This is a genomic window from Nitriliruptor sp., from assembly GCF_040882075.1.
Lineage (GTDB): Bacteria > Actinomycetota > Nitriliruptoria > Nitriliruptorales > Nitriliruptoraceae > Nitriliruptor.
On sequence record NZ_JBBEBZ010000187.1, the window covers coordinates 1 to 12,810 of the forward strand.

Sequence of the window (12,810 nt, forward strand, 5' to 3'; positions counted from 1 at the left end):
GAGACGTGTCAGCCCCCGCCGTGAGGGCGGGGGCTGACCGGTGTCACGTGCGACGGTGCGAGGATCACTCCTCGGCTTCGTCCTCGGTCTCGGCCTGCGCGGCCTCATCGCCGGCGCAGTAGGTCTCGTCGTCGTGCTCGATGCAGTCGCGGCCGTCCACTTCCTCGACGGAGACGCCGTAGCCGATGGCGCCCCCGAGGAGCAGACCCAGCAGCACGCCCAGTCCCACGAGCGCCCAGATGAAGATCTGGGTGGAGTTGGACAGGCCTTCGTACTCGCGCTTCACCTGTTCGGTGTCGTCCTTGAAGTTCGCCACGTCGGGCTCCTCTTCGCTGGGTCGTCGACGGTGGCGATCAGAGGAAGATGATGATCAGGATGATGATGAGCAGCAGGGTGCCGAGTCCGATGTACACGGTGGTCCTCCGTTGGTCTGGGGCACGCGTGCGGTAGCGACGCGTTCACCCCCTGTTCTAGACGCCACGCAGGTTCCGCGGTCGCTTCCGAAGGGACGGGAGGACGGACGAACGGCCACCGCCATCCGGCCCACTACGCTGCCCGCCCCGCCCACGGCGCGACCGAACCGAGCTCGCGCTTCGACCGCGACCGCCACGTCACCGTCCGACCGCGCGCTCCCACCGTCGCGATGGCCGCTCGGCCGAGAGGGACCCGCGTTGACCGACCCCGACCCCCGGCCCGAGGATCACGCGGGCGCCGCGGCTCCCGCACCCGCCACGGCTGACGGCGGCGAACGCCGCTACTCCCCCACGTTCGCCCGCGTCGTGCTGTGGCTGGCGGTGGCGCGCTACGTCGTCCCGATCCTGGCGCTGCCGCTGTTGACCCGGCTGCTCCGTGGTGACGTGTCGGACGGCGAGTACGCGCTCATCATCGCGCTGCGCCCCGGACGTGAGGTGATGCTCGGCGCCGGCGCCCAGCTGCTCCGGCTCGGCCGGCCCTCCCCCGTCCTGCTCTTCGTGGCCGCGTTCCCGTTCTTCGTCGCCGCGGTCTGGGTCTTCTTCCTGCTCGGCCGCGTGCACCGGACGGCGCTCCGTGAGGGGACCGGCCCAGCCTGGCTGCACCGCATCGCCCCGCCGGAGAAGATCGAGGTGGGGCAACGGGCGCTCGTCGGGCGCGGCCCGATCGTCGCCTTCCTCGCACGCGTCGGCGGCCTGCCTCCGACCCTGCTGGCAGCCGCAGCGGGCGTGACCGACGTCAGGCCGCTGCGCTACCTGCTCGCCGATGCCGCCGGTGCCGTGGTGGTGTTCGCCATCACCCTCGGGGTCGGGTACGGCCTCGGCGAGACCTACGCACGCAGCGGCTGGTGGTTCACGGCGGCCGCCATCGTGGTGGTGCTCGGCCTGTCCACGTGGTTCACGACGTGGGTGCAGCGCGAGTTCGAACGCGAGGGCATCGAGTGATCAGTTCGTGGCGACCAGTGACGAGATCGAGGTGCCATCGGTGACTAGACCGGGCAGCACACCGAGCAGCACGGTCCCGAGCATCAGGACGACCACGACCGCCGAGAGGCTGAAGCCCGGCTGGAGGCGCGGGGCGTCGACCCGCGGGCCGTCGATCCAGACCGTCTTGACCACCTTGAGGTAGTAGAAGAAGCCGATGACCGAGTTGATGACCAGGAACGCGGCCAGCGTGATGCCGAACACCGTGACGTCGACGGTGACGGCCTCGAGGATCGCGAACTTCGCCCACAACCCGACGGTCGCCGGCGCGCCACCGAGGCTCAGCAGGAACACGGCGAGGCCGAGCCCGAGCAAGGGGCTGCGCGAACCGAGGCCCGCGTAGTCGTCGATCGACCGCAGCCCGGTACGGCGGTTGACGGCGATCACCACGGCGAACGCGCCGATGTTCATCACCGCGTAGGCCACGAGGTAGAAGAGCACCGCCTGGATGGCGGCCTCGTTGACCGCGTCCGCGCCGGGCCGGGCCAGCCCGAAGGGGATGAGCATGTAGCCGGCCTGGGCGACCGAGGAGTAGGCCAGCAGGCGCACGATGTCGCGCTGCTGGAGGGCGATGAGGTTGCCGAGCGTCATCGTCACGATGGCGATGACGCCGAGCACCGGCGCCCACACGTCGGCCACGGGCTCGAAGGCGATGAACGCGACCGCGACCAGACCCGCGAACCCGGCGGCCTTGGAGGCGACCGCGAGCATCGCGGCGACCGGCATCGGTGCGCCGGCGTAGGTGTCCGGCGCCCAGAAGTGGAACGGGACGGCGGAGACCTTGAAGCCGAACCCGACGATCACCAGCATCACCGAGGCGAGCAGCAGCGGCGTCGAGGCGACGTCCCCCTCGAGCGCTGCCGCGATCCCGGCGAGGTCGGTGGTACCGGCGAAGCCGTAGATCATCGACATGCCGAACAGCATCAGCGCCACCGACAGGACGCCGATGAGGAAGAACTTCAGCGCCGCCTCGGAGGAGTACAGGTCGCGCTTGCGCAGCCCAGCCATCACGAACGCGGGGATCGACACGGTCTCGAGCGCGATGAACAGCAGGATCAGGTCGCGCGCGGACGGCATGACGAGCATGCCGATGAAGCTGGTCAGTAGCAGGAAGTAGTACTCGCCCTGGAAGTAGCGGCCCTCGGCGAAGAACCGCCAGGAGATCGCGAGGATGGCCAGCAGGCTGCCGAGGAACAGCAGCTTGAAGATCATCGCGTAGTCGTTGACCACGAAGCTGCCGCCGAAGGTCTCGCGCTCCTGGCCGTAGAGGATGATCGCGAACACGAGCGCGACGGTCGTACCGAGGGCGGCGACGGGGTTGACCAGCTGCTTGGCGTCACCTCGTAGCGACAGGTCGAGCGCGAGCACGACCAACGCGGTGACGGTCAGCGCGAGCTCCGGCGCGATGGCCAGGAAGTCGATGGACATCGGACCTCGTCCTCATCCTCGTGCCCGGGTGGGCGGGTGTGTGTGTGTCGGTCGGGGTCGGTCAGCCCGTGACGGCGCGCATCAGCGCGGCGACGGCGTCGTTCTGCACCCCGAACAGCAGGCGCGGGAAGATCCCGAGCGCGACGATCAGGAACAGCAGCGGCGTCCACGAGACCCACTCGACGGTCATGACGTCGGCCAGGGGTTCGTCACGCCACCGGTCGAGCGGCTTACCGAGGTTCATCCGCTGCAGCATCCAGAGGAAGTAGCCGGCCGTCAGCACCGTGCCGATCGCCGCCAAGACGACCAGGACGAGGTAGAGCCCGCCGTACTGCGCGTCGAGGCCACCGCCGGGGCTGATCGCCGCCCACATGGCGGTGAACTCGCCCCAGAACCCGGCCAGACCCGGCAGCCCGAGCGAGGCGACGGCGACGAAGGTCAGCATCACGCCGTACCTCGGCAGCTTGGTGAGCATGCCGCCGCCGATGACCGCGATCTCGCGGGTGTGGTAGCGCTCGTGGAGCGATCCGGCGAGGAAGAACAGCATGCCCGTGATGACGCCGTGGGCGATGTTGCCGAACAGCGCGGCCTGGATGCCGGCCTCGTTCATCGCGGCGACGCCGAGCATCACGAACCCCATGTGACCGACCGACGAGAACGCGATGAGGCGCTTGACGTCGGTCTGCGCCAGGCAGCACAGCGACCCGTAGATGATGCCGATGACGGCCAGCACGCCGATCACCGGCGCGAAGGCGATCGCGCCCTCGGGCAGGATCGGCAGGGCGATGCGGATGAAGCCGTAGGTGCCCATCTTCAGCAGGACGCCGGCCAGGAGGACCGAGCCGACCGTCGGCGCCTCGGTGTGGGCGTCCGGCAGCCAGGTGTGGAACGGCCACATCGGGACCTTGACCGCGAAGCCGAAGAAGATGCCGGCGAAGGCCCAGATCTGGAAGGTGCGCGACCCGATCGTCCCCATCTGGGACAGCTCGATGATCGACCAGGTCTCGGCGCCCGCCTGGAAGTAGACCGCCAGGAACGCGACCAGCATGAAGACCGACGCGAACAGGGTGTAGAGGAAGAACTTGACGCTGGCGTAGTCGCGGCGCGACCCACCCCACATCCCGATCAGGAAGAACATCGGGACCAGGACCAGCTCCCAGAACACGAAGAACAGGATCAGGTCGAAGGCGACGAACGTGCCAGCCATCCCGGTCTGCAGCAGCAGCATCAGACCGAGGAAGCCTTTGGGCTTGCCCGGTGCCGGCAGGATCTTGGTGGTGTAGATCGCGCACAGCAGCGTCAGCAGGTAGGTCAGGAAGAACAACGGCAGGCTGATGCCATCGATCCCGAGGATGAACCTCGCGCTGATGGCCGAGATCCAGTTCACGTCGGTGACGAACTGCAGTTCGGCGGTCCGGCTGAAGTCGAAGCTCGCCGTGATGACGGCGACCAGCGCGAACGCGACGGCGGTGATCCCCACCGCCGCCCACCGGATCTCACGGTCGAGCCGTGCCGGCATCAGCGCCAGCAGTCCCGCCCCGACGAGGGGCAGGAACAGCGCGACCGTCAGGGCCCATCCTGCGGTGTCCGGGTTCATCGTCTCTCCTCCTGCCCGCACCTCTCGGTGCGGGTGCCCCTGCGGGCACCGTGCCGGCGTGGGCCGGCGGGTTACCAGGTCGGTGGCGTCCGGTGTGGACGCGTCGGTCGGGTCTTCGTCAACGGCCGGCGGCGAACACGACGACCAGGATCACCACGCCCGCCACGAGTGCGGCGGCGTAGCGCTGGACGTCTCCGGATTGCACGCGCTTGAGTCGGTCGGACCACCAGGCGGCGCTGAAGGCGGCGCCGTTCACGCCTCCGTCGATCACCCGCTGGTCGAGGACGCGGTAGGTGGCGAGGGCGGCACGGCGGGTGACACCGCCCGCACCGGCGACCACGCGATCGATCCCCTCGTTGCTGGAACGGCTGGCCGCTGGCGCCAGCCGGTCACGGATGGGCACCACGACGTAGCGGTACCCGAACGTGTCGAACCCGTACTTGGCCACGAGCGCCTTGGTGACCGGTCCCATGCGGAACATCGGATCGTGCTCGGGCCGGCCGCGACCGTAGAACCGCCACGCCACGGCCAACGCCGCGAAGAACGCCACCAGGGCGTAGGCGAGCACGTCGAAGTGCCAGCTCGGCGGGCCGTGCAGGACGCTCGGGCTGCCCTCGACGGCCAGCACGTCGTCCGCGGGCGACGCCGCCAGGATGCCGCCGCCGAGCAGGCCGGATGCGGCCTCCTCACCGTGGTCGTCACCGTGGCTCTCGGCGTACTCGGCCGCCCCCGCCATGAACGGGAAGACCGCACCCTCGAGCTGCTCGGTGGCCGTCCACTGCTCGAAGTTGGCCTCCTCGGACGGCCACACCGGCGAGCCGATGTAGCCGGCAGCGATGGACAGGACCGCGAGGACCACGAGCGGGACGACCATCTGGGGGCCGGACTCGTGCGGGGCGTGGTGACCGCGGTGCTCGCCACCGAAGATGAGGAAGCAGGCGCGGGCCATGTAGAAGGTCGTGACGAACGCGGCGAGCAGGCCGAGCCAGAACACCACGTCGCCGAGCACGTACCCGTTCGCGGCGAAGATCCCCGCGGAGACCAGGATCTCGTCCTTGCTGAAGAACCCGGCGGTCAACGGGAACCCGGCGAGCGCCAACGTCCCGATGATGAACGTCCAGAACGTGTAGGGCATCGGTTTCCGCATGCCCCCCATGTCCGACATGTTGTTGCTGTGCACCGCGTGGATCAGCGACCCGGAGCCGAGGAACAGCAGGGCCTTGAAGAAGCCGTGGGTGAACAGGTGGAAGATGCCGGCGGTGTACCCACCGATCCCGAGCGCGGCCATCATGTAGCCGAGCTGCGAGACGGTCGAGTAGGCCAGAACCTTCTTGATGTCGTCCTGGACGACGGCGAGCAGGCCGCCGAAGAACAGGGTGATCACGCCGACGATGGCGATCGTGGCCATGACCGCGTAGGACTGGGCGACCACCGGGTAGAGGCGGGCGATCAGGAACACCCCGGCGGTGACCATGGTGGCCGCGTGGATGAGCGCCGACACCGGGGTCGGACCGGCCATCGCGTCCGGCAGCCACACGTGGAGCGGCATCTGACCCGACTTCGCCACGCAGCCGAGGAAGATCAGCAACATGCCGAGCACGATGGTGCCCATCGGCAGGTCACCGTTGGCGGCGGCCTCGGTGGTCTGCAGGATGTTGAACGGGGTGTCGGTCGTCTCGAACATCCCCGCCGACAGGACGATGACCCCCACGATCAGACCGACGTCGCCGAACTTGGTGGTCAGGAACGCCTTGTTGGCCGCGTCCTGGTTCGACTTCTCCTCCCAGTAGAAGCCGATCAGCAGGAACGAGCAGATGCCGACCAGCTCCCAGCCGACCACGGCCTGGAGGGTGTTGTTGGCGATGACCAGCACGAGCATGGAGAACGTGAACAGCGACAGCATCGCGAAGTAGTAGGTGAAACGCGGTTCACCCTTCATGTACTCGCGCGAGTAGATGTGCACCATCAGCGACACGGTGGTGACCAGCAGCAGCATCATCGCGGTCAGGCCGTCGACCAGCATGCCGAGCTCGAGAACGAACCCACCCCCGAGCGGCGACCACGCGAAAGCGCGCTCGAGCGGCTCGAGCTGGCTGTTGGTGAACGTCTCCCAGGCGATCAGGATCGACAGCACGAAGCCGATCCCGACCGACAGGACACCGAGCTCGCTGCCCTTGCCCGGCAAACTCTTGCCGAACAGGCTGATCGCCACGGCGGACGCCAACGGCAACAGCACCACCAGCCAGGCGTACTCCATCACGGTTCCCACGTTGGCGGCCCCCTACCAGCGCATGAGATCGACGTCGTCGACGTCGACCGATGCCCGGTTGCGGAAGAGGTTGAAGACGATGGCCAGACCGACGCCGACCTCGGCGGCGGCGACGGCGATGATGAACAGCGCGAAGATCTGCCCCGAGAACAGCGGCTCGCCGGGGTAGAGCAGGTTCTGGAACGCGACGAGGTTGATGTTCACCGCGTTCAGCATGAGCTCGACGCTGATCAGCACGAGCACGGCGTTGCGCCGCGCGATGATGCCGTACACGCCCAGGCAGAACAGGAACGTGGCCAGCAGGAGCGGTCCGACGAGGCTCACGCGTGGTCCTTCCCGCCGGGTGCGGTCCCGGTCGTGGCCTCGGGGTACTCGGCCCGGGCCACCGGATCGAGCTTCCCGCGCCCCGAGCCCGGGGCGACCCCGTCCCGCCGGTCGTGCTCGGTCGACGGCGCGTCACCGAGCTCGATGCGAGTGACCTCGGCCTCGACACCGGACTCACCGGTCTCGCGGCGCGAGAGCACGATCGCGCCGATCAGCGCCCCGAGGAGCAGCATCGAGAGGAGCTCGAACGGCAGCACCCAGGCCGCGAAGATGGCCAGACCCAGGTCGGCGATGTTCGGGCCGGCGACCTCGGCGACGCGGACGTCGCCGAACGCCTGCACGATCAGGACCGAGAGCACCACGAACAGCACGGTGCTGACCGCCAGGGCCAGTCCCCGGTTCTGGGAGTCGAGCGCTTCGCGGCCGATCGGTGCCCGGGTCAGCATCAGACCGAACAGGAACAGCACCGCGACCGCGCCGACGTAGACCACCAGCTGCACGAGCGCCAGGAAGTCGGCGGCCAGGACCAGGAACACCCCGGCGATCCCGGCGAGCGTGGTCGCCAGGTAGATCGCGGCGTGCACCAGGTTGGTCGAGGTGACCGTCTTGACCGCGGCGCCCGCGGTCAGCAGCGCGACCAGGATGAAGACGACGTCGTGCCCGGTCATATCCATCCCTCCGAGACCGCCAGATGAGCAGCGCCCCGCGCCCGGGGCGACGGCCCCTCAGGACCCCACAGGGGGCATCCGGCGCCGCTCATGCCTCACCCCCCTGGTCGATGATCTCCTGCTTGCGCTTCTTGACCCAGGCGGCCTTGGCCTTCGCACGCGCGATGCGGTCGGACGTGCCCTCCGCGATCAGCGCGTCGTAGGTCTCCTGGTCGATCTCGCCGGTCGCCTCGACGTGGACGTCGGTGACCCGCTGCTTGGCCGGGGCTTCAGCGGCGGGGACGTCGTCGGCAGCGTCATCGGCGGCCGGCGCGGCATCGGCGGCCGGCGCGTCGTCGGCGGCTGGCGCGTCATCGGCGGGTGCCTCCGCGGCGGGCGCGTCGTCCGCGGCGGCGGCGCCACCGGCGTCCTGCTCCGCCTGGAGCCGCTTGCGTTCCTTGCGGACGTAGGCCGCTTTCGCCTTGGCTCGAGCCATCCGCTCGGTCTTGCCCTCGGCGATCAGCGCGTCGTAGGTCTCCTGGTCGATCTGGCCGGCCTCGACCTCGATCTCGGCGGCCTTCGGGGCGGCAGCCGGCGCGGCCTCGGCCTCGGCGGGCTCGGCCGCATCCTGCTCGGCCTGCAGGCGAGCCTTCTCCTTCTTTACCCACGCGGCCTTCGCCTTCGACCGGGCGACGCGCTCGGACTTGCCCTCGGCGATCAGCGCATCGAAGGTCTCCTGGTCGATCTCGCCCTTGCTCTCGACCTTGATCTCGGCCTTCTTCGCGGCCTTCGGGGCGTCACCGGTCCCCTCGGCGCCGCTGTCCGCGGCCTGCTTCGCCTGCTCGGCCTCGGCCGCCTTGGCCGCCTCGAGCTCGCGTTCCTGCTCGACCTTGTCGATGGCGGCAGCGACCTCGGGGATGGTGTCGGCGCCGTCGTCGAGCGCCGGCGGCGGCGGGACGGTGTCGGCCCACGCGCGCAGCTTGTCCATCTCGTGGATCAGGCGCGGCATCTCGTACTCGGCGTACTCGAACTCCGGGCTCCACCACAGCGCGTCGAAGGGGCACACCTCGACGCAGATACCGCAGTACATGCACAGCGAGAAGTCGATCGCGAACCGGTCGAGGACGTTGCGTGTGCGGGCGCGGCCGCCCTCCTTGGCCGGCGGCACCGTCTCCTTGTGGGAGTCGATGTAGATGCACCAGTCCGGGCACTCGCGGGCGCACAGCATGCAGACCGTGCAGTTCTCGTCCATCAGCGCGATGACGCCCCGGGTGCGCGGCGCGAGGACCGGCCGCTCCTTGGGGTACATCTGGGTCACGGGGCGCTTGAACAGGTGCTTGATGGTGACGGCGAGCCCCTTGAGGAGCCCGACACCCGGCGGGTTGCTGCCGCCGCGCTCTTCGCGCGAGTTCGGTGTGGAGGTCACGGACATCTAGAGGACCACCTTCAGCACGGCGACGGCGGCGAGGTTGACCAGCGAGAGCGGGATGAGCACCAGCCACGCCATCCGCTGGAGCTGGTCCTCGCGGAGGCGCGGGTAGGCGACGCGCGCCCACACGAAGACGAAGACCAGCAGCAGGACCTTGCCGAGGGTGATGGCCACGCCGCCGAGGGTCCCGAGGACACCGCAGTCGAACAGGCCGCCCGCCCCGTCGCAGCCCGGCAGGGGCACGCCCGGCAGCAGCTGCCAGCCACCGAGGTACAGCACCACCATCAGTGCCGACATCGTGATCATGCCGGCGTACTCGGTCAGCATGTACATCGCGTACTTGATGCCCGTGTACTCGGTCATGTAGCCGAAGACCAGCTCGGAGTCGGCGATCGGCATGTCGAAGGGCGGACGCGACAGCTCGGCCATCGCCGCGAGGAAGAAGATGCCGAAGCCCAGGATCTGCGGGAAGACGAACCAGACGTTGATGTCGGTCCCGGCGATCATGAAGGTGCTCTGCGCCTCGACGATGCCGACCAGCGACAGCGTGCCGGCCTGGACCGCCACCGCCACCGCGGCGAGGAACAGGGGCAGCTCGTAGGCGATGAGCTGGCCGGCGGCGCGCATGCCACCGATCAGCGAGAACTTGTTGGCCGACGCCCAGCCACCCATCAGGATGCCGAGCACCGTGATCGAGCTGATCGCGAGGGCGTAGAACAGCCCGAGCTCGAGATCCTCGGCCCACACGCCGGGGCCGAGCGGGACCACCAGGAAGATCAGCATCGCGGGGACGAGCGCCACACCCGGGGCCAGCGAGAAGACCCACTTGTCGGCCGCCGCCGGGATGATGTCCTCCTTCTGGATGAACTTGATCCCGTCGGCGACCAGCTGCAGCGACCCGAACGGACCGGCCTCGACCGGACCGCGACGGTGCTGCATGCGGGCCATCACCTTGTGCTCGAGGTAGCCACCGACGAGCGGCACCACGAAGAACAGCCCCAGGATGAACGCGACCTTCAGCAGCGCCGACAGCCAGAAGCTGTCGGCGACGTTCATGATCGACGAGGCCTGCCCGAGCACACCGTGGGTGATCAGCTCGAGGGACCGGCCGAGGAAGAGGTCGCTCATCGGTCGATGTCCCCCACGACGAAGAAGACGCTCCCGAGCACCGAGATGGCGTCGGGCAGCAGGACCCCCTCGAGCAGGTACGGGATCGCCTGCACGTTGGAGAAGGAGGGGGTGCGCATCTTGAGGCGCCACGGGGTCCGACCCCCATCGGATTCGAGCCAGTAGCCGAGCTGACCCAGCGGGTTCTCGGTCCGCACGTAGGTGGAGCCCTCGGGCGCCTTGACCATCTTCGGCAGCTTGCTGTTGACCGGGCCCGACGGGATGTGGTCGAGGATCTGGTCGATGATGTCCAGCGAGGCGCGGATACGACGCAGCAGGACGTAGAAGCGGTCGAACGAGTCGCCGTTCTCACCCACCGGCACCGGGACGTCGATGCGGTCGTAGAGCAGGTAGGGCTCGGTGACGCGCACGTCCTCGGGCAGCCCCGTGGCCTGCAGCGTCGGCCCGGTCACACCGAGCGACAGCGCGACGTCGGTCGGAAGCGGCCCGACTCCCTTGGTGCGGCCCTGGAAGATCTCGTTGCCGAGGACGAGGTCGTCGTAGTCCTGCAGGCGGCTGCGGACGAGCGTCGACAGCTCGGCCGAGCGCTTGAGGAAGCCCTTCGGCAGGTCGATCTTGACGCCACCCACCTGGTTGTAGGTGAAGTGCAGCCGGCCACCCGTGGCGGACTCCATCAGGTGCTGGATGTCCTCGCGTTCGCGGAACGCGTAGAACATCGGCGTGATGGCACCGAGCTCGATGGCGTACGAGCCGACGAACATCAGGTGGTTGAGGATCCGGTTCCACTCCGCCATGAGCATGCGGATCCACTGGGCCCGTTCGGGGACCTCGAACTCCATCATCTTCTCGACGGCGAGCGCCACCGGGAACTCGTTGGAGAAGCCCGACAGCCAGTCGTGGCGGTTGACCAGCGCCATGATCTGGCGGTAGTCGCGGTGCTCGGCGAGCTTCTCGAAACCGCGGTGCATGTAGCCGATCACCGGCCGGGCGGCCTTGACCCGCTCACCGTCGAGCTCGAGGACGATGCGGAACACGCCGTGGGTGGCCGGGTGAGCCGGGCCGATCGAGACCGACATGTCCTGGGTGGCGAAGTCGCTGCGGTCGACGATCTCGAGCGCCACGGTCTCGCCCGGAGCGGTCCCCGGGTGCAGCTGCTCGCGCGTGGAGAGGTCGCTCACGATCGATCCTCGTCCGTGTCGGTGCCGTCGGGCTCGTCTCCGCGCTGGCCGGCGCCGCCATCCTCGGATGCCTCGCCGCCGCGTTCGGCCTCGGACGCGGTCGCTCCGCCGGTCGCGGCGGCGGCTTCGGCCTCGGCGGCCTCGCGGCGCTCGGCGGCCTTCTGGGCGCGAGCCTCGGCCTGGCGCTTGCGCGCGTCGTCGGCGGTGTCCTTGGCCGCGGACGCCGCGTCCGGGTCGGTCTGGCCCTCGGGAGCGCGCTCCTCGACCCGCTGCTCCGCGGCGTCGCGCTCGTCGGTCGCCGTCTCGGCTGCAGCGTCCACGGCGGCGTCGCTGGCCTGGGCCTCGGCCCGCTCGGCCTCGAGCTCGGTGTCACCGGCGAGCACGGCGCCGGAGTCGGCCGCCTGGTCGGCGTCCTCGGCCCGGTCCTCGACCGCATCGCCCGACGCGGTCGCGGGCTCGGGCGTGGGGTTGGCGAGCTTGGCCTGCTCGGCCATGGCCTTGTCGAGCTCGTACGGGCCGGGAGCGTCACCGAGGCGCGGTTCGCGCTCGATCACGTTGCCGTCCTCGTCGAGCTCGGCGGGCTCCTTGACGCCCGGCCACGGCTTGGCTGCCCGCGTGGCGAGCGGGAAGTCCTTGCGCAGCGGCCAGCCCTCGAAGTTCTCGACCGTCAGGATGCGGGGGGCGAGCCCGGGGTGCCCCTCGAACTCGATGCCGAACATGTCCCAGGTCTCGCGCTCGTGCCAGTCCGCGCCGCGGAACAGACCCGTCAGGGAGGCGATGACCGGTTCGTCGCGACCGCCGGGCACGCGCGCACGCAGGGCCACGCGGGTGCCGGTGGAGGTGGCGTAGAGGATCGCGACGACGTCGAACCCCTCGTCGCGGGCGTCGATGCCGAAGACCGAATCGAACAGGTCGTAGGCGAGCAGCTCCTCGTCGCGGCAGCGCTCGGCGACGTCGACCCAGCGGGTGGGATCGACGTGGACGGTCAGGACCCCGTAGGCGTCGGTGACGTCGAGCACGGCGTCGTCGCCGAGGCGGTCGCGCAACAGCGCGACCTGCTCGTCGGGGGTGAGGGCGCGGTCGCGCCGCGCGAGGACGGAACCAGCCACATCAGGCTCCGGCGGTGACGGTCGGGGGCGAGGTGTCCTCACCGATGGTGAGGGGGTCGAGCTTGCGGCCCGCGATCCGCTCCTTGAGCGACTCGCCCTGGATGCGGTCCTGCAGGGCGATGATCCCGTCGAGCAGCGCTTCGGGGCGGGGCGGGCAGCCCGGCACGTACACGTCGACCGGGATGATCTGGTCGACGCCCTTGGTGACCGAGTAGCTGTCCCAGTACGGGCCGCCGCAGTTGGCGCA

11 protein-coding genes and 1 pseudogene are annotated in these 12,810 nt (G+C 69.4%); 1 reads left to right on the plus strand and 11 read right to left on the minus strand.

The annotated features are described in order from the left end of the window. Nucleotides 1-64: 64 nt before the first annotated feature. Entirely contained in the window at nucleotides 65-316 is a 252-nt protein-coding gene (locus WEB03_RS13195) for a hypothetical protein (protein WP_368071385.1), read from the minus strand. A 355-nt stretch (nucleotides 317-671) separates the two neighbouring features. On the opposite strand from WEB03_RS13195, the gene WEB03_RS13200 reads away from it, so the two are divergent. Continuing rightward, nucleotides 672-1,415, plus strand: a complete 744-nt coding sequence (locus tag WEB03_RS13200; RefSeq protein ID WP_368071386.1) for a DedA family protein — start codon at nucleotides 672-674, stop codon at nucleotides 1,413-1,415. Here the strand turns inward: WEB03_RS13200 and WEB03_RS13205 are convergent, their stop codons facing one another. The 10 genes and pseudogenes from WEB03_RS13205 to WEB03_RS13250 form a co-directional block, all read right to left on the minus strand. Next, nucleotides 1,416-2,882, minus strand: a complete 1,467-nt coding sequence (locus tag WEB03_RS13205; protein WP_368071387.1) for an NADH-quinone oxidoreductase subunit N — start codon at nucleotides 2,880-2,882, stop codon at nucleotides 1,416-1,418. Between the two features lie 61 nt (nucleotides 2,883-2,943). After that, nucleotides 2,944-4,479 (minus strand): NuoM family protein, encoded by a 1,536-nt coding sequence (locus tag WEB03_RS13210; protein WP_368071388.1) that lies wholly within the window; start codon nucleotides 4,477-4,479, stop codon nucleotides 2,944-2,946. 118 nt (nucleotides 4,480-4,597) lie between these two features. Next, nucleotides 4,598-6,736, minus strand: a complete 2,139-nt coding sequence (gene nuoL, locus WEB03_RS13215) for an NADH-quinone oxidoreductase subunit L (protein WP_368071394.1) — start codon at nucleotides 6,734-6,736, stop codon at nucleotides 4,598-4,600. 24 nt (nucleotides 6,737-6,760) lie between these two features. Then, on the minus strand, nucleotides 6,761-7,072 hold the full coding sequence (gene nuoK / locus WEB03_RS13220; protein WP_368071389.1) for an NADH-quinone oxidoreductase subunit NuoK: 312 nt from the start codon (nucleotides 7,070-7,072) through the stop codon (nucleotides 6,761-6,763). Continuing rightward, nucleotides 7,069-7,740, minus strand: a complete 672-nt coding sequence (locus WEB03_RS13225) for an NADH-quinone oxidoreductase subunit J (protein ID WP_368071390.1) — start codon at nucleotides 7,738-7,740, stop codon at nucleotides 7,069-7,071. Before WEB03_RS13225 ends, nuoK begins: the two co-directional genes overlap by 4 nt. A 799-nt stretch (nucleotides 7,741-8,539) precedes the next feature. Continuing rightward, nucleotides 8,540-9,151 (minus strand): annotated as a pseudogene (locus WEB03_RS13230) (NADH-quinone oxidoreductase subunit I); the annotation flags it as partial. Continuing rightward, nucleotides 9,152-10,204, minus strand: coding sequence for an NADH-quinone oxidoreductase subunit NuoH (gene nuoH / locus WEB03_RS13235; RefSeq protein ID WP_368071395.1), 1,053 nt, complete (start codon nucleotides 10,202-10,204; stop codon nucleotides 9,152-9,154). Between the two features lie 68 nt (nucleotides 10,205-10,272). Further along, nucleotides 10,273-11,454: an NADH-quinone oxidoreductase subunit D gene (locus tag WEB03_RS13240; protein WP_368071391.1), complete on the minus strand. Its 1,182-nt coding sequence runs from the start codon at nucleotides 11,452-11,454 to the stop codon at nucleotides 10,273-10,275. Continuing rightward, on the minus strand, nucleotides 11,451-12,563 hold the full coding sequence (locus WEB03_RS13245) for an NADH-quinone oxidoreductase subunit C (protein WP_368071392.1): 1,113 nt from the start codon (nucleotides 12,561-12,563) through the stop codon (nucleotides 11,451-11,453). Before WEB03_RS13245 ends, WEB03_RS13240 begins: the two co-directional genes overlap by 4 nt. A 1-nt stretch (nucleotide 12,564) precedes the next feature. After that, nucleotides 12,565-12,810 (minus strand): NADH-quinone oxidoreductase subunit B (locus tag WEB03_RS13250; protein WP_368071393.1); only part of this gene is annotated, 246 nt, incomplete at its 5' end.

What these genes read in the sequence shown, in the direction of transcription:
- WEB03_RS13205 (WP_368071387.1), bottom strand. Translation starts at nt 2,882, where the DNA reads ATGTCCATCGACTTCCTGGCCATCGCGCCGGAGCTCGCGCTGACCGTC.
- nuoH (WP_368071395.1), bottom strand. Translation starts at nt 10,204, where the DNA reads ATGAACGTCGCCGACAGCTTCTGGCTGTCGGCGCTGCTGAAGGTCGCG.
- nuoL (WP_368071394.1), bottom strand. Translation starts at nt 6,736, where the DNA reads ATGGAGTACGCCTGGCTGGTGGTGCTGTTGCCGTTGGCGTCCGCCGTG.
- WEB03_RS13225 (WP_368071390.1), bottom strand. Translation starts at nt 7,740, where the DNA reads ATGACCGGGCACGACGTCGTCTTCATCCTGGTCGCGCTGCTGACCGCG.
- WEB03_RS13210 (WP_368071388.1), bottom strand. Translation starts at nt 4,479, where the DNA reads ATGAACCCGGACACCGCAGGATGGGCCCTGACGGTCGCGCTGTTCCTG.